Source organism: Sodalis sp. RH16 (genome assembly GCF_047324245.1).
GTDB lineage: Bacteria > Pseudomonadota > Gammaproteobacteria > Enterobacterales > Enterobacteriaceae > Acerihabitans > Acerihabitans ligni.
In genome coordinates this window covers 2374716-2394384 of the sequence record NZ_CP178737.1, presented here as the reverse complement: position 1 = coordinate 2394384, position 19669 = coordinate 2374716, and the positions used below count along the sequence as shown (strand labels likewise).

At 57.2% G+C, this 19669-nt stretch carries 16 protein-coding genes; 2 read left to right on the top strand and 14 right to left on the bottom strand.

Annotated elements, in window-relative coordinates; genetic code table 11:
• Positions 1 to 103 precede the first annotated feature (103 nt).
• Positions 104 to 493, bottom strand: coding sequence for a cytochrome b562 (gene cybC / locus ACL2XJ_RS10985; protein WP_413726487.1), 390 nt, complete (start codon positions 491 to 493; stop codon positions 104 to 106).
• A gap of 13 nt (positions 494 to 506) precedes the next feature.
• Entirely contained in the window at positions 507 to 1847 is a 1341-nt protein-coding gene (pmbA, locus tag ACL2XJ_RS10980; protein ID WP_413726486.1) for a metalloprotease PmbA, read from the bottom strand.
• A 416-nt stretch (positions 1848 to 2263) separates the two neighbouring features.
• Between pmbA and yjgA the strand changes: the two genes are divergently transcribed.
• On the top strand, positions 2264 to 2812 hold the full coding sequence (yjgA, locus tag ACL2XJ_RS10975) for a ribosome biogenesis factor YjgA (protein ID WP_132923589.1): 549 nt from the start codon (positions 2264 to 2266) through the stop codon (positions 2810 to 2812).
• A 12-nt stretch (positions 2813 to 2824) separates the two neighbouring features.
• Here yjgA and ACL2XJ_RS10970 read toward each other — a convergent pair whose 3' ends face one another.
• From ACL2XJ_RS10970 to aaeX, 5 genes are all read right to left on the bottom strand, one after another.
• Complete coding sequence (locus tag ACL2XJ_RS10970; RefSeq protein ID WP_132923590.1) at positions 2825 to 3094, bottom strand: hypothetical protein; 270 nt, start codon at positions 3092 to 3094, stop codon at positions 2825 to 2827.
• A 91-nt stretch (positions 3095 to 3185) separates the two neighbouring features.
• Positions 3186 to 4643 carry an NAD-dependent succinate-semialdehyde dehydrogenase gene (locus ACL2XJ_RS10965; protein ID WP_413726485.1) on the bottom strand — a complete coding sequence of 486 codons (1458 nt, stop codon included), beginning with the start codon at positions 4641 to 4643 and terminating at the stop codon, positions 3186 to 3188.
• A gap of 58 nt (positions 4644 to 4701) precedes the next feature.
• Complete coding sequence (gene aaeB, locus ACL2XJ_RS10960) at positions 4702 to 6660, bottom strand: p-hydroxybenzoic acid efflux pump subunit AaeB (RefSeq protein WP_413726484.1); 1959 nt, start codon at positions 6658 to 6660, stop codon at positions 4702 to 4704.
• A gap of 20 nt (positions 6661 to 6680) precedes the next feature.
• The gene (gene aaeA / locus ACL2XJ_RS10955; RefSeq protein WP_132923593.1) at positions 6681 to 7613 is read right to left on the bottom strand and encodes a p-hydroxybenzoic acid efflux pump subunit AaeA; all 933 of its coding nucleotides are present in this window, start codon (positions 7611 to 7613) and stop codon (positions 6681 to 6683) included.
• 7 nt (positions 7614 to 7620) lie between these two features.
• A complete protein-coding gene (gene aaeX, locus ACL2XJ_RS10950) occupies positions 7621 to 7824 on the bottom strand; it encodes a p-hydroxybenzoic acid efflux pump operon protein AaeX (protein ID WP_132923594.1) in 204 nt (67 codons plus the stop codon).
• Between the two features lie 463 nt (positions 7825 to 8287).
• On the opposite strand from aaeX, the gene aaeR reads away from it, so the two are divergent.
• Entirely contained in the window at positions 8288 to 9214 is a 927-nt protein-coding gene (gene aaeR, locus ACL2XJ_RS10945) for an HTH-type transcriptional activator AaeR (protein ID WP_132923595.1), read from the top strand.
• Between the two features lie 173 nt (positions 9215 to 9387).
• On the opposite strand, the gene tldD is transcribed toward aaeR, so the two are convergent.
• The 7 genes from tldD to mreB all read right to left on the bottom strand — a co-directional run bounded on the left by tldD (position 9388) and on the right by mreB (position 19654).
• Complete coding sequence (gene tldD / locus ACL2XJ_RS10940) at positions 9388 to 10833, bottom strand: metalloprotease TldD (RefSeq protein WP_132923596.1); 1446 nt, start codon at positions 10831 to 10833, stop codon at positions 9388 to 9390.
• A gap of 182 nt (positions 10834 to 11015) precedes the next feature.
• Positions 11016 to 14837: an AsmA2 domain-containing protein YhdP gene (gene yhdP / locus ACL2XJ_RS10935; protein ID WP_413726483.1), complete on the bottom strand. Its 3822-nt coding sequence runs from the start codon at positions 14835 to 14837 to the stop codon at positions 11016 to 11018.
• Positions 14838 to 14927: 90 nt separating this feature from the next.
• On the bottom strand, positions 14928 to 16397 hold the full coding sequence (rng, locus tag ACL2XJ_RS10930) for a ribonuclease G (protein WP_132923598.1): 1470 nt from the start codon (positions 16395 to 16397) through the stop codon (positions 14928 to 14930).
• An 18-nt stretch (positions 16398 to 16415) separates the two neighbouring features.
• A complete protein-coding gene (locus ACL2XJ_RS10925; RefSeq protein WP_413726482.1) occupies positions 16416 to 16991 on the bottom strand; it encodes a Maf family protein in 576 nt (191 codons plus the stop codon).
• 8 nt (positions 16992 to 16999) lie between these two features.
• Positions 17000 to 17488: a rod shape-determining protein MreD gene (mreD, locus tag ACL2XJ_RS10920; protein WP_132923600.1), complete on the bottom strand. Its 489-nt coding sequence runs from the start codon at positions 17486 to 17488 to the stop codon at positions 17000 to 17002.
• Complete coding sequence (mreC, locus tag ACL2XJ_RS10915; RefSeq protein ID WP_413726481.1) at positions 17485 to 18516, bottom strand: rod shape-determining protein MreC; 1032 nt, start codon at positions 18514 to 18516, stop codon at positions 17485 to 17487. The genes mreD and mreC overlap by 4 nt, the downstream gene beginning before the upstream one ends.
• A gap of 94 nt (positions 18517 to 18610) precedes the next feature.
• Entirely contained in the window at positions 18611 to 19654 is a 1044-nt protein-coding gene (gene mreB / locus ACL2XJ_RS10910; RefSeq protein WP_004385136.1) for a rod shape-determining protein MreB, read from the bottom strand.
• Positions 19655 to 19669 lie beyond the last annotated feature (15 nt).

Genomic DNA, 19669 nt, shown 5'->3' with positions numbered 1-19669 from the left:
AAAGATGCGGGCCCGACGCTGCTTTGCCGGGACAGGATAGCGGCGGGTACGGCCATTGCCGCCCTGCGCCGGGCGCGGGAGCAATGGCCATCATGAAGGGTGTTTAGCGGAATTTGGCGTGATTGACTTTTTCGGTTTGTTTGAATTGCGCCGCCACTGCCTTGGCTTGCTTGATATCGCCCTTTTGCGCCAGGGCCTGCGCCTGCTCTATCTGGCCGATGAGATCCGTGATGCCTTGACGAAAGTCTTTCATCTGCGCGCTGTCGGCCGGCTGTCCTTTAAGCTTGGGCGGGGTGCCGTTGCGCGCATCCAGCGCCGCATCGTGCATGCCGTTCAGCGCATGCTGAAGAGTGGCCGGATCGTCGGTTTTCATTACCGCGCTGTAATTGGCCGCCAAGGCGTCCATGTCGTCGCCGAGATCGCGGGCCTGCGCCGCCAGTGGACTTAACATGAGAAGGGTTAACGACGACATTGCTACTGCTTTTATTTTCATTATTGATGACCTTTTATTGACCAGCGATTTTCATCATCGGTAATAATATCGAGCCACACTGTATATTGCTTCGCGTCTCGATATCATCCCCTACGGTTACAATATTGCGCAGCATGTCCCGCAAATTTCCGGCAATGGTTATCTCGCTTACCGGATACTGAATTTCACCGTGTTCGACCCAAAAACCGGCCGCGCCACGGGAGTAATCGCCGGTTATGGCGCTGACCCCTTGTCCCATCAGCTCGGTGACCACCAGGCCCCGATCCATCTGTTTTAGAAGCCCCGCGAAATCAAGACCCCGGCCGGCGATGCGCCAGTTATGTATCCCCCCCGCATGGCCCGTGGTCTTCATACCCAGCTTGCGCGCCGAATAACTGCTTAATAGCCAGGTCTGCAAAACGCCGTCTTTAACGATGGTGCGATCCTCGGTACGGACGCCCTCACTGTCAAAGGGGGAAGAAGCCAGGCCTCTCGCCAAATGAGGATACTCTTCAATGGTCATCCAATCGGGCAAAACGGGTTTACCCAGATCGTTAAGCAAAAACGTGGCTTTACGATAGACGCTGCCGCCGCTGATAGCGCCCACCAGATGGCCGAACAGCCCGGTCGCCACCTCGGCGGCGAACAGTACCGGCGCCTGCATGGTATCCAGCTTACGGGGATTGAGGTGTTCCAGGGTGCGGCGCGCGCTCTCTTCACCCACCCACTCCGGCGAGCGCAGATCCTCAAACACCCGGCTGATGGTATAGGCGTAGTTGCGTTCCATATTCCCGCCGCTTTCCGCAATAACGCTGCTGGAGATGGAGTGGCGGCTGCTGTTATAGCTGCTGAGCATACCGTGGCTATTGCCGTAAACTTTAGTGCTGTAATGGCTATTAAAGTTGCCGCCTTCGGTATTGGTAATACGCTTATCGGCCTTCAGGGCGGTCATCTCAGCCCGCGCCGCCAGCTCCGCGCCGCGTTCCGCATCAAGCTCGGCGGGATGGAACAGATCCAGTTCCGGGGCATCGAAGGCCAATAATTCTTTATCCGCCGGCCCGGCGAACGGGTCGGGAGAGGTATAACGGGCGATATCCAGCGCGGCGCCGACGGTGCGCGCAATAGCGTCCGGACTCAAATCGGTGGAAGAAGCGCTGCCTTTGCGCTGCTGGTAGTAAACGGTGATGCCCAAAGCCCCGTCACTGTTGAATTCGACGTTTTCCACCTCGCCATAACGCGTACTGACGCCGATGCCGGTGGTTTTGGTCACCGCGACTTCCGCCGCGTCCGAACCGGCGCCCGCCAGCTCCAGCGCTTGCGCAACCGCGTTTTCCAATAATTTTCGCTGTTCTGCAACTTGAGTGACTAATTTCATTGATCCGCCAGGTTTATAAGGTTATCCGCAAGAGGGTGACGCTACCGCAGGACGAACAGAGTCGGATTGTGATATCCACCGGCCTGATGCCAAGGTCATCTATTAACGATAAGTCTATCAGTACGCAAAGCATTTGGCACGGTATGCGACAGCAGTGGTTGCCGGAACAACTGTAAACAAAAGCAAAAGCACCGCGCTCCATTAAGGGTATGATGGTGTATATACCCCAAATAATTCAAGTTGCAGGAAGGCGGCAACGCAGCGAATCCCCAGGAGCTTACTTGAGTAAGTGACTGGGGTGAGCGAGGAGGGCCAACGCACCTGCAACTCGAATTATTTAGGGTATAGCGTAAAATAAGGGCATTGAAGATCCTCTGCAACCTGTTAGGATGAGCCTCTTTTTGAGGAACCGCATAATGAGCAAACAACCGGACGACTGGCTCGACGAACAGCCAGACGCGCAACCCGATGAAGATGAAGACGAAATCATTTGGGTCAGCAAAAGCGAAATCAAACGCGACGCCGAAGCGCTGAAAAAGCTCGGGGTTGAACTGGTGGAACTGGGCAAAAACGGACTGGAAAAAATCCCCCTCGACGACGATCTGCTGGCGGCCATAGAGCTGGCGCAGCGGATCAAAAAAGAGGGCCGCCGCCGCCAGATCCAGCTGATTGGCAAAATGCTGCGCGCCCGGGATGTGGAACCCATCCATCAGGCGCTGGACAAGCTGAAAAACCGGCATAACCAGCAGATAACCCTGTTCCATAAGCTGGAAACGCTGCGGGATCATCTCATTGAACAGGGAGATGACGGCGTGGCGGAAGTGATGGCCGTCTATCCCGAGGCGGACAGGCAGCAGTTGCGCTCGCTGGTACGTAACGCGCAAAAAGAACTGGCGGCCGGCAAACCGGGGAAGACCGCCCGCCTGATTTTCCAGTACCTGAGGTCAGTTGCCGCGGCGGATTAACCGTCGCGCGTACTATCCCCGCACGTTGAAGTGCAGCCGTCCTTCCAGCTCCTCCTCCGCTTCATCAAACAACAGTATCAACGCGCCGAAGCGGCGTTTTTTCGCCCCGTTCAGATGGAGAAATTCGATTTCCACCGGTAAGGGCAAACGGCGGGTGACGGTTTGCCATAATTCGTCAAGGTTGCTATCCCGGGGTTCCGACAGCGCGAACTGACGGCCAAAGTCACGGTAAAAAGCCGGTAGATCAGGTATCTGGCTGAAATCAAAGGATACTTTCTCCATCTAGCGTTCTCCGCACCACGTTTTATCAATATACCCGTCATCCAGAGAGCATGCCATACCGCGCCCGCGGCGGGTGTGGCTAAAAAAGCTGTCACAGGCCGCCTATATGCAGCGTTTTCACTTCCAGATATTCATCCAGGCCCAATACCGAACCTTCCCGGCCCAGTCCCGATTCCTTAACGCCGCCGAACGGCCCAAGCTCAGTAGACACCGCGCATTCGTTCACCCCCACCATGCCGCTTTCCAGCATCGCCGAAACGCGAAAGACCCGCTGCAGGTTCTGGGTATAAAAATACGCCGCCAGGCCGAAAGGAGTGTTGTTGGCCCTTGCTATCACCTCCTCTTCGGTATCGAAGCGGAAGCAGGCCGCCAGGGGGCCGAAGGTTTCCTCATGGGCCAGCGCCATCTGCTCATTGGCCCCGGCGATGACCGTCGGCTGATAGAAATTACCTCCGAGGGCATGGGGCTGGCCGCCGATCACCGCGCGCCCCCCTTTGGCCAGCGCATCCCTGACATGCTCTTGAACCTTATCCACACCGGCCTGGTTGATAAGCGGCCCGACAACCACGCCGTCATCCATGCCGTTGCCTACCTTGAGTTTCGCCACTTCCTCCGCCAGACGGCGGACAAATTCATCATACACCCCCGCCTGGATATAGAAGCGGTTCACGCTGACGCATACCTGGCCCGCGTTGCGGAATTTATTGGCAATGGCCCCTGCCACCGCGGCGTCGATATCCGCATCATCAAATACGATATAGGGCGCGTTGCCCCCCAGTTCCAGGGAGATTTTTTTCATGGTGTCGGCGGCGCGGCGCATCAGGGTCTTCCCCACCGCCGTGGAACCGGTGAAGGTTATCTTACGGACGTCGGAGCTGGCCATGATGGCATCGCTGATGGCAGCGGTATCACCCGCCACGCCGTTTACCACTCCTTTTGGCACACCGGCCTGGTGCGCCAGCGCCAAGAGGGCAAACGCCGAAAGCGGGGTATTATTGGCGGGTTTGATCAGGGCGGTACAGCCGGCCGCCAAGGCCGGACCCAGCTTGCGGGTCAACATGGCCAGGGGGAAATTCCACGGCGTGATGGCCGCAACCACCCCTACCGGCTCGCGCGTGGCGAGGATGCGGGAATGCGCCTTGGCGGGGGGGATAATCTCGCCGTTGGCGCGTTTGGCCTGCTCGGCGAACCACTGGATAAAACTGGCGGCATAAGCCACTTCGCCCGCGGCCTCTTTTACCGGTTTACCCTGTTCGGCGGTCATCAATTTTGCCAGATACGGCTGGTTTTCCATGATTAAATTGTACCAGCGATACAGGATTTCAGAGCGTTCTTTGGCGGTCTTGGCCCGCCAGGCGGGAAAAGCGGCGGCGGCCGCGGCGATGGCGGCCTCGGTTTCGGTTTTGCCGCTTTTGGCCACGTTGGCGATCACCTCCCCGGTGGCCGGATTAAGCACGTCAAACGTCTCTATGCCACGATGCCACTCGCCGTTAACCAGGTAGCCGGTGTTAAACAGGATATGATCCTGAATAAATGAATTTTCGTGCATGATATCCTCCCATCTTTTGGAGTAAGTATAGTTGCACGATGGAGATAGGGAGCGGCGTTTAACCGCTTAGTGCATGCCGGTAACGTAATAGCGTATCGGTTAAGCGCTCCACCGGTTCGATGACGGCGGCGGGCGCGTCATAATCCAGCAGCTTTTGCCGATAGATACCCATCTCTTCCAACAGTCGGTTGAAATGCTCGCCGCGGCGAATTTCATTGCGGGCATTGATCACCCGGTCGGCGGTGGCGCGGATCCGGCGGTGATACGCCGATAAATCCGCATTCACCGGGATATCCACCGTACGCAGGCGCTGGTGGGAGATGATCAACATCAACGCCAGGCGATACTTGGCGATATCGCTGGGAAACAGCGTCAACAACTGGAACAGTTGCTGATATAACGCCGGCAGATGATTTTCCCTGCGCCGGGCCTTATTGGTGGACAGCGCCGATACCGCGCCAAACACAAACCGGTTCAGCAGCACCCGGCCGATGCGGGCTTTGGAACTATCCCGAATCAACATCACCACCAGCGTCGCCAACGCGCAGCCGATGATTTGACCCATGGCGCCGTCGAGGAAACCGTTGATGGAAAACGACATGGGATTGGTCAGGCCGATAATCGTGAGCGTACCCGCCATCAGGCCAATGGATCCCAATATCTGTTTTTGCACCGCGAAACCGACAATAAACGTCAAGACGCCCAGGGAAATGAACAGCAGCAGCAGGCTTTGCTGGGTCGCCGGCATGATGTACATATAGAAGACAGCGCCGACGGGCAGCGCCGCCGTCATGCCGTAGAGCAGATCTTTACATACCATCATCGGATTGGGCGCCCGCATCGCCAGGGCGGTAATGACGGTAATCATTATCACCGCGCCGCTGCCGGAGGTCCAACCGGTCCACAGCCAGAACAGGAAGCCCAGCGCGGTGGCCACTCCGGTTCGAAGGCCGTTGATCAAGGCATGATGGTGCTCCGCCGACGGGGCGGCGACAATCACCTGATCCTCCAGGACCTGCTCTTCGATTTTACTGATACGGGTATTGTTTTTAACCCCTTTAATCAACAGCAGAAAACGCGTGGCGGTGCCCACCCAGGTATAAAGCGTATGGGGAGTCCGTCTGGCCGGGGTATCGGCGATCACCTGGCGCATCAGCTTCATCCGCTTATGGATATCCGCTACCGTGACCACCGGCTCGTTGAACAACAGCAGCAATTGGGTATTAACGAACTCAGGATGGGTTTGCAAAATCAGGTAGGTTTCGCAGGCCTGGGTAATCAGCGTCAGGGACAGGGTATTCATGGCCCTCAGGCGACGGTTGCAGCGGGTCCAATGGGAAGATTCCATCATCAGATTACTGCGCATGCCATCCAGAGCGGTGGTCCGCTTCACCAAATCGCCCCAGGATTTATCAATATCTTCTTTCGGCGCGTTATTAAGACACAACATCAGCAAGTGATATTGATCCAGCAAAAGCCGATCCACCGCCCGATCGATATCCTGCTTGATGGAGCGGGGAGAAAACAGCACGTCCGCCAGAATGGCGCAAAGGATGCCCAGGACTATCTCGCTGCAGCGTTCGATGGCATATTGCGGCGCCGTCAGGGGCGCCGTCTGGATGCCGACAATGATAATCAGCGCGGTGTAGCCGGAAAGCGCCAGCGCATAAGAGTTTTGCACTTTCACCAGCGAAGAGTACCAGGTACAGAAGCCCGCCCAAATACAGCTCAGCAACAGCATGACCACCGGCGCCCGGATGGTGGCGGTGATAATCACCAGGGCGCCGATACAGCCGATAAAGGTACCGATGATACGCAGCATGCCGCGATACTTAATGGCGCCGGCAAATGGCTCGCCGCCGGCGGCAAAGGCCGGCCCGCCCGCGACGATGGCCGCGGTCAGCGCCGACCAGCGCGGCGTCTCCATTTGAAAATGGAAACCGACAAACAGCGCCAGCAGTACGGCGAAGGTCAATTTAATCGCGAAACGGCAGCGTATGAAAATAGGATAAAGCATAATAATTGATTACCTTACGCTTAGCCGAATTCCCGTAGACGACGTATCAATTGCATCATCGGCGATAACCTGGCGGGCTGGCGATCCTTGCTGCCGGTAATCACCACCGTCGCGGTAGTGCCGGTGGGATAGAGGTCGCCCTGCTGCTCATCGAGCCGGATTTTCACCGGCACCCGCTGCGCCAGACGGACCCATTCCAAATTGGAATCCACCGTGGCCAACCCTTTTTTGTCCGCTACCGCATTCGTATTGGTCACCCCGGCGGCAATGCTGTCGACCGTACCGTAAAACACCACATTGCTGCCCAGCGGCGTGATTTCCGCCCGATAGCCGGGCCGCACCCTCTCCAGCTTGGTTTCCTCCAAATAGGCCAGCAGATAAAACGAATTTCGTTTCACCAGGGCCACCGACACCGTGCCGCGGGTAATGAATTCACCGGCATGGACACTGAGATTGGTTACCCACCCTTCCGCCGGTGCGCGGATAATGGTGCGATCCAAATCGATTTTCGCCAGATCGCGGGCCGCCACCGCCTTGGCGAGCTGATGGCTTACGGTGATGAAATCGTTATTGGCCTGATCGATCAATTCCTGCGACATGGCGTTGGTGCCCAACCGTACCCGCCGTCCCGCCTCGCGGCGTTTTTCATTCGCCAGCGCCTGATAATAATCCACATCGGCCTGCGCCTCATCCAATGCCTGCTGATAGCGCGGCTGATCCACCACAAACAACACTTGTCCTTGCTGCACCAGCTGATTGTCGCTCACCCGAACGTCGGTGAGCAGGCCGCTGACATCCGGTGCAATGGCTACCACATCGGCGGTGAATTTAGCGTCTCTGGTCCAGGGGGATTCGGTATAAAACACCCAAGCTCGGAAAATAGCGATGGCGGCGATCAGGACCAATAGCAGGGTAATCGCGACTCTGATTATTTTTGTTACAACAGTTTTCACAGCGGCCTCAGACGAAAAGACAAGAAATCAAGTAGTACGTGCAGCAGTACAAGGCGGTATTAAACAGGGCGGGATGCCAGACAAAATCATAGATACCCGTCGGCTGTAGTAACAGGCGCAGCAGGAAAAACAGCGCCATGGACACCAGCAATTCAAAAAATACCGGCGGAAACGACAGGCCGAATATCACCATAACCGGGAGCAAACTCATTACTTTTCCTTAACTTTCCTTCAACCCTCTCCGGCAGACCGGATCAATGTTGACCTCTCATGCGGATTAACCCGGCCCACAGGAATTTTTCACCCGTACTACACAAGGTTAGTCAAAAGCGGGAAGTTTATACCCTAAATAATTCGAGTTGCAGGAAGGCGGCGACGCAGCGAATCCCCAGGAGCTTACTTAAGTAAGTGACGAGGGTGGGCGAGGAAGCCAACATACCTGCAACTTGAAGTATGACGGGTATATCGATGGATATTTTAGATAGACATAATAGGGTTAGACAGATGGGCAGCATCGCATCCCAAATGTAACTGTTTATTAAAAGGCAATAAAAGTAAGGAATATGCAGGGATGCCGCTGTGCGATCTGGTGAACCGATAGGTATATAATAGTCCCGGATGTATAGGATTTTCAACTTTACGTGATCTAAATCACTTTTAACTCAGAGTAAATAATGGAAAGACTTAATCGGATGCGGGTGTTTGCCAAAGTGGTGGAAGGCGGGTCCTTCACCGCCGCGGCCAGACAGCTGCAAATGAGCGTGTCGTCCGTCAGCCAGATCGTGGCCAAGCTGGAAAGCGAGCTGCAGGTCAAATTGATGAATCGCAGCACCCGCAGCATCGGCCTGACGGAGGCCGGCAAAATTTATTACCAGGGATGCCGCCGCATGCTGATTGAGTTTAACGAAGTGCATGAGCAGCTTTACGCCTTTAATAACACCCCCATCGGCACGCTGCGCATCGGCAGTTCATCCACCATGGCGCATAACGTTCTCGCCACCATGACCGCCGAGATGCTCAAAGAGTATCCCGGCTTGTCGGTTAATCTGGTGACCGGCATCCCGGCGCCGGATATTATTGCCTACGGGCTCGACCTGGTGATTCGGGTCGGGGCGTTGCAAGATTCCGGCCTGTTTTCAAAACGGCTCGGCGCCATGCCGATGGTGGTATGCGCCGCCAAGAGCTATCTTGCCGCCCATGGCGCTCCGGAGAAGCCCGGTGATATGGCGAATTTTTCCTGGCTGGAGTACGACGTCCGGCCGGACAGTGAATTTGAGCTCATCGCGCCGGAAGGCATTACCCTCCATCTGGCGCCCCAGGGCCGTTTCGCCACCAACGATTCCCAGACCCTGGTCCGCTGGCTCACCGCCGGCGCCGGCATTGCCTATGTGCCTATCATGTGGGTGCTGGATGAAATCAAGCGCGGCGACGTCGAGATCCTGTTCAACCACTATCTTTCCGATCCGCGCCCGGTATATGCGGTTTATACCCAAAAGGACACACTGCCGCTGAAGGTGCAGGTGTGCATTAACTATCTGCAGGACTACTTTAAAAACGTCGCCACGGTCTATCAGGCATTCCGTCAAGATAGTAATACTTAAATAGGGAGAGGCCCGCCGCCACCGAGCTTGAAATGAACGTGTTAAAGGGAGAGCGCCCCATGGCTCGGTAGGCCCGCGATCGCCGATCGTGCAACGAGCCGGTTAAAGGTATACCGTGCCGATGGCCGCCGGAGCACACAAAGCAGCCCCGGCCCGCCGCACCGGGCCAAACCTCAAGCGGTGCCGCCCACGGTAAGCTTATCCAGCTTCAGCGTCGGCTGGCCAACGCCCACCGGCACGCTCTGTCCTTCCTTACCGCACACGCCGACCCCTTTATCCAACGCCAAATCGTTGCCCACCATGGAAATCTGCCGCATCGCCTCGATGCCGGAACCGATAAGCGTCGCCCCTTTCACCGCGCTGGTGACCTTACCCTTTTCGATCAGATAGGCTTCCGACGTGGAAAAAACAAATTTGCCCGAGGTGATATCCACCTGGCCGCCGCCGAAATTCGGCGCATACAGCCCATATTCAACGCTGGCGATAATATCCTCGGGCGTTGACTGGCCGGCCAGCATATAGGTATTGGTCATACGGGGCATCGGCAAATGGGCATAGGACTCGCGCCGGCCGTTACCGGTAGGAGGAACGCCCATCAGCCGCGCGTTCAATTTATCCTGCATATAGCCTTTAAGAATTCCGTTTTCAATCAGCATATTATACTGGCCCGGCACCCCTTCGTCGTCGATGGCCAACGAACCGCGCAAACCGGCCAGCGTGCCGTCATCCACCACGGTGCACAGCGGAGAAGCCACCAGCTTGCCCATTTGGCCGCTGAATACCGAACTGCCGCGACGGTTAAAATCCCCTTCCAGGCCGTGACCCACCGCTTCGTGGAGCAATACGCCGGGCCAGCCCGCGCCCAGCACCACCGGCATGGCGCCGGCGGGCGCCGAGACGGCGGACAGATTCACCAGCGCGACGCGCACCGCTTCCCGCGCCCAATTGTCCGCACGCACATCGCCGCCGTCGTCCGCCAGGAAAAAGTCATAACCGAAACGGCCGCCGCCGCCGCTGGATCCGCGCTCGCGTTTACCATCCTGCTCCACCTGTACGCTGATGGACAACCGCACCAGGGGGCGCACATCCGCCGCCAGGGTGCCGTCGCTGGCGGCGACCAAGACCTGCTCATATACCCCGGACAGGCTGGCGTTGACTTCCCGCACCCGCGCGTCGGCGGCGCGGGCGACTTTGTCTACCCGGTGCAATAAGGCGATTTTTTCTTCCCGCGGCAAACTGTTCAGAGGGTCCAGCAACGGGTAGAGCTTTTTATAAGGGATTTCCCCCAGGGTATGCACCCGGCCGTTACCCTGCTCTTTGACAATGCTGCGCGCCGCATTGACGCTCAGTTCAAGGGCATTCAGCGTCAATTGGTCGGCATAGGCGAAGCCGGTTTTTTCGCCGCTTACCGCCCGAACGCCCACACCTTGATCGATATTGTAAGAGCCGTCCTTGATGATGCCGTCTTCAATCATCCAGGCTTCATGATAGCTGGACTGGAAGTAGAGATCGGCGTAATCCAGGCGACGCTCGGTCATTTGCCCCAAAAGGGTAAAAAGATCGTTGTGACTCAGGTTGTTGGCCGCGAGTAATTGCTCACTGACAAATGCCAGACTCATAGGTTTTCACTCTTGTATTTGATGGAATGGCCAGCAACGGCTGGAACGCTTTGCTACATGCCATGCATGCTATTAGATATAGACTGCGGCAATTCCCCGCCGACGTCAAATGGGTAAAACGAATTCAATCATCTGCGGGCCGGCGCAATATCACCAAGGGATTTCGATGGCGGGCACGCGGCCTATTTGGCTTTAACGGCGGGCTGGCGAGGCTGGCGCAATACTTCCTGGATTTTCGGCTGGTCCAGATTGCCGCTGATGTGATAGCGAATCACCGAAATTTTATTCCACAGCGGCGCCAGGACCTTACTGGCGGCAAAGACCGCCGCCCCAACCACCGGGTTGATGGCAAAGGCGGTGGCCACCCCGACTGTGGCGGAAATTTCAGGAGCCACCACGGCTTCCATATTGATTTGCTGCTGATTGAAATTCACATCGCCGGACATGGCGATATCCGCCTCCAGTCCGTCCACCAGCAAATCGTTGGTGTGCAGTACGCCCGATTTAAGCCAGGCGGTGCCTTTGATGGAGTCGAAATAGAAGCCTTTACCGAAGGTATCGCTGAAATCAAATTGCAGTTTACGCAGCAAGGCGTCAAAACTCACCAGCCGCAATAATCGTCCGGCCCGGCCGCTGCTGATATCGTCAATCTTGCCTTTGCCCAGATTAGCATGCAAAACGCCGTTCAGGGTGGGGATATCCACGCTCCACGGGGCGGACTGCCAGTGCAGATCGTAATCCACATCAAACGGCGCATTACGCAGCGGCGTATCGATGCCGAGATAGTCATTGGCCTCGCCGATATCCTTGCCGCTGAGCTTGCCTTTCACGTCGGTCTGGTTCTGCGCTCCGTGCCTTGACCAGGCGCCGGCGAGGGTAAGCCGGGACTTGCCGGTATCCACCTCGCCGTTGGCGACCTCAAGGGAGTTTCCGCGGGGCATGATATCCGCCTTCACCCGTCCCAGGTTTTGTCCCATTATCCAGCATTCCTGGCAGCGCAATGCGATGGACGGCCAATCGCTGAATGAGGGCGCGGTATCGTCACCGCCTGACAAGACATCCAGATCCTTATCGGGAGACGTTGCCTGCGTCTTGGGCCAAAGCGGATTGTAATAAAGATACTGGATATCCGCTTGCCAGGCCCCCCTATCCGGGAGCGTAAGCTTACCGTTGATTTCCTTCCCGCGCGCCACGACGGCGCTGCCGCCGGGAATATTGGCCCGGGTCAGCGCCAGGTCGTGCCACTGCTGTCCCCCCAGGGTCAACAACGGCGTATTCAGCGTCAGCGCATCGGGGAAACGGAACCGGCTGACCACCGCCTTACCCTCCGAGCGCGATTGCGGCGTCATCAGCGCCAGCCACTGCTCGCCGTCCAGGGAAGGCAAATTCAGGGTCAGGCTGTCATCGGCGGGCAACGGCGGTACTTTGCCGCCCGCTACCGCCCAGGCACCCCTTTTCAAGGTGACCTGTTTGGTTAAAAGCCATTCGGTATTAAACGTATTCTTGCCGGCGCTGCCGCTCAGGGTAAAACCGGAGAGGGTACCGAGGGCTTTTACCGCCAGTTGGAACGGTACTCCGCTCTGTTTATTCAGCGGAGGAGGTAAGTGACTGCTTACATTTTTAAGATCGCCGGTTACGCCTATATCGTAGGTGGGCTTGCCGTGTACCGGCAGCGTCACCGCGATGGTGCTTTGCCAGTCCGCCCGGCCGGACAGCGCCTGACGGAACGGCGCCGGAATGCCGGTCAGGCGGTCCATAGCCAGCACGCTTTGCAAACCGACGTTGATAGCATAGTGCTCCGGCAGCTCTTGGGTATTAAAACCGATATTGATGGGCTGTCCGAGCCACTGCGCCTTCATGCCCTCGCTGTCCAGATTGCCGTTGCGATAGCGGAATTGGCCGTTCATGCCGGTCATGGTCATACCCAGGGGTTTTATCAACAGGGTATTGTTGTTTAAATTCACGTTGCCCGATGCGGTAACAGGCTGGCCCGTCAAAGGAATATCGAGATGTAAGTCCCCACTAACATTTCCGCCTATTTGCAGCTCGTCCAGTGCCGCACCGAGGGATTCTTTCAGCGGCGTCTGGTGGAAATAGTCTCCCACCGCCTTGCCCGAGCCGTTGATACTCGCATCAATCAACAACAGCTCTTTGGAATAATCTGGAATCGCCGCCACGACGTCGTGGCCGGCGGCATCCCCCAGCTGCGCCAGGGGCGCGTGCATGAACAGGCCGTCGTTTAGGAAATCAAGATCAATGGCCAGGTCCGGCAAATGCGGCCAGCCGGGCTCAAACTCATAGTCGGCATGGCGCAGCGGCACATATACCTCGAACTGGCCGTCGTTATGTTTGAAAGGAAACTGCTTGGGATCGCCGGCGAAGACCAGCGTGGCATTGTCCACCTGCCCGCCTTTCAGCGCGCCGGTGAGGTAATCCACCAGATGAGTGCCCATCAGGGGCTCGGGGAAATAACGCCAGGCCTGGGCCGCGTCGTAAAGCCGGATGCCGGACAGGACATCCAGCCAGGGCTCGCCATTAATGGGCTGGTGGAAATAAAAATCGCCGGTCATCCACAGCGCATCGGCGCGTACGTCGAGATTTTTGCCCCATAAGGCCAAGCCTTGTTCATTATTCTGCCAATTAAGCGTAACCCGCGCTTTTTGCACTGCCAGAGGCGCGCGGAACATATTCTGATAAGGCAGGGTACTGTTATCCAGCACCACGCTAAGCTCACCGTCCGCCAGGGTGCCGGCCACCGAACCGGCCACGCGATCGGCGCCGGGCAACAACTGCCATTGCCGCCAGGCCACATCGTGCCAGCTTCCCTGAAAACGGATTTGCTCCGGATTTTTAAGGGGAACATCCAGCGCCAGGGACGACAGGGTGCCTTTGGGCTGCAGGTCCTGCCAGCGCGCCCGTAACGCGGGGGTAATAAACGACACCAGCGGCAGTAGCGGACTGAACCTTTCCAGCATCAGGTTTTTGGCGCGCACCCGGATTTCTCCGGCCTGATCCGGCGCGAATAGCCGATTTTTCTCCGGCAGCCAAAACAGGGATAATGCGCCGGGAGCCCAGGTATCGCCATCGGTGGCGATGTTAAGCGCCGGCATATCCAATTGCCAGCCATCGCCCTGCTGGCTCAGGTGCATGGCCAGCTTCGAGACATCAAGCCGGTGCTGGTCGCTCCCGTCCTGCCATTGGGCGGTGCCCTGGCTGAAAAAGACATCGCCGCCGGTGATATCCCCATGATCGAGGTCCAGCCAGGCGGCCAGGCTGAAATCGGCGCTTTTCAGCCCGGTCTGGTCGCGCAGCCATTGGCTGAACCAGGGTTTGAGATCGATATTATCCGCGCGAAGATAGACTTTACCGTTGTCCAGCAGGCCTTTTTCATCGTTGAGGTCCATGCGCAGCTGGATGGCCCCCTGATGCACCTCGACGTTGGACAGGCTGATAAGGCCCTCCGCACGATGCCGCTGAGGACTATTGAGCCAGGTAAGCTGCGGCACCGATAGGGTGCTGCGTTCTCCTGAAGGCGTGAGGAAGGAGAGCTCGCTGTCGCGCAGGGTAAAATGGTCGAACTGGCGTAAAAACAGGTCGGAAAGCTGATCGGATTTTATCGGGCTGCCTTGATGATCGCGGCCAAGCAGGGTTGAATTGAGATCCAGCCGCAGCCGGTAGAAGGTGACATCGCGGAATTGCCAGCGCCAGTGCAACAGGGACTGCCAGACGTCCAGCGCCACCGTGACCCGCTGGATGTGCAGTTTCTCGTCTTCGGTGACGGACTCGATACCGCCGATATCCAGGGTCGGGCCAAATGACTGCCAGCTGCCGTGCATTTCGCGCGCCTGGATATTGGCGCCGTAAACGGCGTTGAGCCGCCCGATGATTTGCGGTCGGAAAGTATCCAGATAGGGCAGCGTCAGACGTAACCCGCTAACCGCTAACGCCATCAGGACAATCAGGGTTGCACATAGGGCCAGCAATATCCCCGGCAGTCGCTTCACGCCTTTCTCCTTGCTTCCCGTCGCTCTCCGCCCACGAAAAGCGTGTTATTTTTATACCCGGCCCCGCAATCGACTTTAATGAAGGCAGGCCTACATCATCACTACATCAAACTGTTCCTGACTGTAAAGCGGCTCAATCTGAACCTTGACCTGTTTACCGACGAAGATTTCCACTTCCGCCAGCGCATGGGACTCATCGCTTTTTAACGCGTCCCCCACCGCCGGGGAAGCGTAGACCAAAAACCGATCGGAGTCATAGGCATGGTGAACCCGCACAATCTCCCGCATGATTTCATAACAGACGGTTTCGATGGTTTTCACCGTACCGCGCCCATGACAGGTAGGACACTCGCTGCAAAGCACATGTTCAATACTTTCACGGGTACGCTTACGGGTCATCTCCACCAGGCCCAGCTGCGAGAAGCCGTTGATACCGGTTTTCACCCGGTCCTTGCTTAACGCCTGCTCCAGGGAGTGCAGCACCCGCCGCCGGTGCTCTTCGTTATTCATATCGATGAAATCAATAATGATGATTCCCCCCAGATTGCGCAATCGCAGCTGGCGCGCAATGGCCTGGGTCGCCTCGATATTGGTATTGAAAATGGTTTCGTCGAGATTCCGGTGGCCGACAAAAGCGCCGGTATTGATATCGATGGTGGTCATGGCTTCGGTCTGATCGATAATCAGATAACCGCCGGATTTCAGCTCGACTTTACGCTCCAGGGAGCGCTGGATTTCGTTTTCCACATCATATAAATCAAAAATAGGCTGCTTGCCGTTATAGTGTTCGAGCTTATGGGTCATTTCCGGGATATATTCCGCGGTAAACTCCAGCAGCAAATCGAAGGTCAGCCGGGAATCCACCCGGATACGGTCCAGGGCCGCGCCGGCAAAATCACGCAGGATGCGCTGCGCCAGCGCCAATTCGCCGTAAAGCATGTATTTGCTTTGGCCGCGGCGCTTGCGCTCCATGACCTTGGTCCACAGGCGTTTGAGAAAGGCCGCATCCTGGGACAGTTCCTCTTCGCCGATACCCTCGGCGGCCGTACGGATAATAAAACCGCCCTGTTCGTCGCAATACCCCGCCACGGTACGCTTCAGGCGCTCGCGCTCTTCTTCGCTGTCGATGCGTTGCGACACCCCCACGTGGGCCGCGCCGGGCATAAATACCAGGTAGCGGGACGGCAGGGTGATATCGGTGGTCAGGCGCGCGCCTTTGGTGCCCAGGGGATCCTTCACCACCTGGACCATAATATCCTGGCCCTGCCTGACCAGTTCGGCGATATCACGCACGTGGAAATTTTTTTGCTCTTCACCGGCCACGCATTCAGTGTGCGGCATGATATCGGACGCGTGCAGAAACGCCGCTTTTTCCAGTCCGATATCCACAAAGGCCGCCTGCATGCCCGGCAGGACCCGGCTGACGCGGCCCTTGTAAATATTACCGACAATACCGCGCCGCGCTTCACGTTCGATATGAATTTCCTGCAGAATGCCGCCGTCGATATAGGCGACCCGCGTTTCGGAGGGCGTGATATTGACCAGTAATTCAGCTGCCATGTTATCCTCGTACCTTGTTTAGCGCCATTCTAGAGCCGTGAATCGGCATAGCAGCTCAGAGGTTTCCACCAGCGGTAATCCCACGACGCCGTGATAGCTGCCATTGATTGCTCTGACAAATGCTCCACCCAATCCCTGTATACCGTAGGCACCGGCTTTATCCATCGGTTCACCTGTTGCAATATAGCGATGAATATCCTGTTCCGACAACTGGCGGAAAGTGACCTCGGTCACGACGTCATGGCAAAGCCGGCGTTGAGCGTCCGCCAGGGCCACGGCCGTCATCACCCGATGGCTCCTGCCGGATAAAGCGGTCAGCATCATGGCGGCATCATCCCTGTCCAAGGGTTTTTCCAAAATGCGGTCGTCAAGCACCACTATCGTATCCGCCCCCAATACCGGCCGCGATTCCGGCGCTATGGCCACCCCCGCCAGCGCTTTCTCCAGCGCCAGCCGCCGCACGTAGTCTCGTGGAAGCTCAAGCGGTTGCCGTTGCTCGGCAATCGGCGCCCGCAGCACCTCGAACGGCACACCCAGCAGGGTGAGCAGCTCTTTACGGCGCGGCGAACCGGACGCGAGGTATATAGGGGTCATTATCGTCCTCATTGCACGGAAAATTGGCGACGGACTTTACGCATCAGCAAAAACAGCCAGGGCCACAGCACGCCGTCCACCACGCTGCTCCAAAAGATTTCCGGCCGGAACGAAATATTGATCACCAGGAATTCGGCCCAAAATACAATGACGTGCATGCTTAATGACAGCACCACCACGATGAGTGATTGCTGCCATAAGGCCATATTCCTGAATAGTTGGAATTTGAACGCCACCAGATAGGCCAGGATGCTTAACGCCAAGGCCCTGACGCCGAGAATGGAGCCCAGCACCAGGTCCATCACCAGACCGAGCAGGAAACCGGTGCCGACATTCACTCGGTGCGGAATGGCCATGACCCAGTAAATCAGCACCAGGCTCAGCCAGGAGGGCCGGAAAAGATAGAGCTCATCCGGCCAAGGCATGATTTGTAAAATGATTGCTATCAGGAAAGAAAGCCAAATGACCCAGCTGCCGTTGCGGCGATAACGGTTCATTGGTTATCCCCGGCCGACGGATCCGCCGCGGATCCGCCCGTCCGGGACGCCGGCGTAGTTGACGGCGCCGCGGGCGTAGTTGACGGTGCCGCGGGCGCCGCGGGTCCCATGATATCCTGGGACGGCAAAACCTGCGGCATCATTTGCATCAGCCGCTCATTGGCTACCCGATGGACTTCGGCGGGCGGCAGCGGCACTTCCCCACGGGGATCGGCGCCCCATAACAGCAATAGATAGCGCAAGCGCTGGAGCTGGGCGGTGGGCCTGGCCTGAATCACGGTATACGCCCGCTGGGTGTCCACCTTGACCGAGGAGACCACCGCCACCGGATACCCTTCAGGGAAGCGACCGCCGAGACCCGAAGTCACCAAGACATCGCCCACCCGGATATCGGTATTGCCCGGCAGGTGCTCCAGCTGCAAATCCTCTGTACAGCCGTTGCCGGCCACGATAACACGGATATCGTTGCGCAGTACCTGGATAGGCAGTGCGTGCGAGGCATCGCAAATCAGCAGTACCCGGCTGGTGAGTTTGCCGGCGGCAACCACCTGGCCCACCACGCCTTTATCGCTGATGACCGGCTGTCCCACGTACACGCCGTTGTCCACGCCCTTGTCAATCACCACCTGATCGCTGTAGGGATCGGTACTGGTGGAGATAACCTGCGTCACCATTTTCTGTTCATCCTGCCGCAGCGGCGAACCGAGCAGTTCGCGCAGTCGGGCGTTTTCCTGCCGGTATTGCCCCAGCAGCAACTGCTCGCTGTTCTTCAGCAGCAGTTCCTGGCGCAGCGCGTGGTTTTCCAGCTCCAGCTGATCCCGGGACGCCAGAGTCTGCGAGATATTATCCAACACCTTGCGCGGACCGTTGGCCAGAAAATAGAACGGGCTGACGGCGGTGTCCATATAGGCGCGTATCTGGACAAACGAACCGAGCCGACTGTCGGCGACAATTACCGCAATGGCAACCATGACAGCCAGGAACAAACGGAGTTGCAGAGAGGGTCCCCTGCTAAAAATCGGCTTCATAAGCTATGCATTTTCCTCAACAAAAAAGGGGGGCGCCGACCAGGATGAGTAATCTCAGCGTTCACCCGGCTGGTTCCCCCCTTTTCGAGGCAGGTTATTCTTCGCTGAACAAATCGCCGCCGTGCATGTCGATCATTTCCAATGCCTTGCCGCCGCCGCGAGCGACGCAGGTCAAAGGATCTTCCGCCACCACTACGGGTATGCCGGTTTCTTCCATCAGCAGGCGATCGAGATTTCTCAACAACGCGCCGCCGCCGGTCAAAACCATGCCGCGTTCGGAAATATCGGACGCCAATTCCGGCGGACACTGTTCAAGGGCCACCATTACCGCGCTGACAATGCCGGTAAGGGGCTCCTGCAACGCCTCAAGGATTTCGTTGGAGTTCAGGGTAAAACCCCGGGGAACCCCTTCGGCCAGATTGCGGCCGCGTACTTCGATTTCCCTGACTTCGTCCCCCGGATAAGCGGAGCCGATTTCATGCTTGATGCGTTCCGCGGTGGCTTCGCCGATAAGCGATCCGTAATTGCGGCGGACATAATTAATAATAGCTTCATCAAAGCGATCCCCGCCAATCCGCACCGAAGAGGAATACACCACGCCGTTGAGGGAAATGACCGCCACTTCCGTGGTGCCGCCGCCGATATCCACCACCATCGAACCGGTGGCCTCGGAAACCGGCAGGCCCGCGCCGATGGCCGCAGCCATGGGTTCCTCTATCAGGAAAACCTCGCGAGCGCCCGCGCCCTGGGCGGATTCGCGAATAGCGCGGCGTTCAACCTGGGTGGCGCCCACCGGAACGCATACCAGCACGCGGGGACTGGGACGCATAAAGCTGTTGCTGTGAACTTGCTTGATAAAGTGTTGCAGCATTTTTTCGGTCACGAAGAAATCGGCAATCACACCATCCTTCATCGGACGTATTGCCGCAATATTGCCGGGAGTACGTCCCAGCATTTGTTTGGCTTCATGGCCGACGGCAGCAACGCTTTTAGGCGAGCCGGCGCGATCCTGTCGAATCGCGACGACGGAAGGTTCATTCAGGACAATGCCCTGTCCTTTTACATAAATCAGGGTATTGGCTGTACCCAGGTCGATGGACAAGTCGTTGGAAAACATGCCACGAAATTTTTTAAACATAACTGAAGGATAATC

Coding starts and splice junctions, on each gene's coding strand:
- ACL2XJ_RS10925 (WP_413726482.1), bottom strand. CDS start 16,991: ATGACCCCTATATACCTCGCGTCCGGTTCGCCGCGCCGTAAAGAGCTG.
- pmbA (WP_413726486.1), bottom strand. CDS start 1,847: ATGAAATTAGTCACTCAAGTTGCAGAACAGCGAAAATTATTGGAAAAC.
- mreB (WP_004385136.1), bottom strand. CDS start 19,654: ATGTTTAAAAAATTTCGTGGCATGTTTTCCAACGACTTGTCCATCGAC.
- mreD (WP_132923600.1), bottom strand. CDS start 17,488: ATGAACCGTTATCGCCGCAACGGCAGCTGGGTCATTTGGCTTTCTTTC.
- cybC (WP_413726487.1), bottom strand. CDS start 493: ATGAAAATAAAAGCAGTAGCAATGTCGTCGTTAACCCTTCTCATGTTA.
- aaeX (WP_132923594.1), bottom strand. CDS start 7,824: ATGAGTTTGCTCCCGGTTATGGTGATATTCGGCCTGTCGTTTCCGCCG.
- aaeB (WP_413726484.1), bottom strand. CDS start 6,660: ATGCTTTATCCTATTTTCATACGCTGCCGTTTCGCGATTAAATTGACC.
- ACL2XJ_RS10970 (WP_132923590.1), bottom strand. CDS start 3,094: ATGGAGAAAGTATCCTTTGATTTCAGCCAGATACCTGATCTACCGGCT.
- ACL2XJ_RS10965 (WP_413726485.1), bottom strand. CDS start 4,643: ATGCACGAAAATTCATTTATTCAGGATCATATCCTGTTTAACACCGGC.
- aaeR (WP_132923595.1), top strand. CDS start 8,288: ATGGAAAGACTTAATCGGATGCGGGTGTTTGCCAAAGTGGTGGAAGGC.
- yjgA (WP_132923589.1), top strand. CDS start 2,264: ATGAGCAAACAACCGGACGACTGGCTCGACGAACAGCCAGACGCGCAA.
- rng (WP_132923598.1), bottom strand. CDS start 16,397: ATGGCAGCTGAATTACTGGTCAATATCACGCCCTCCGAAACGCGGGTC.
- tldD (WP_132923596.1), bottom strand. CDS start 10,833: ATGAGTCTGGCATTTGTCAGTGAGCAATTACTCGCGGCCAACAACCTG.
- mreC (WP_413726481.1), bottom strand. CDS start 18,516: ATGAAGCCGATTTTTAGCAGGGGACCCTCTCTGCAACTCCGTTTGTTC.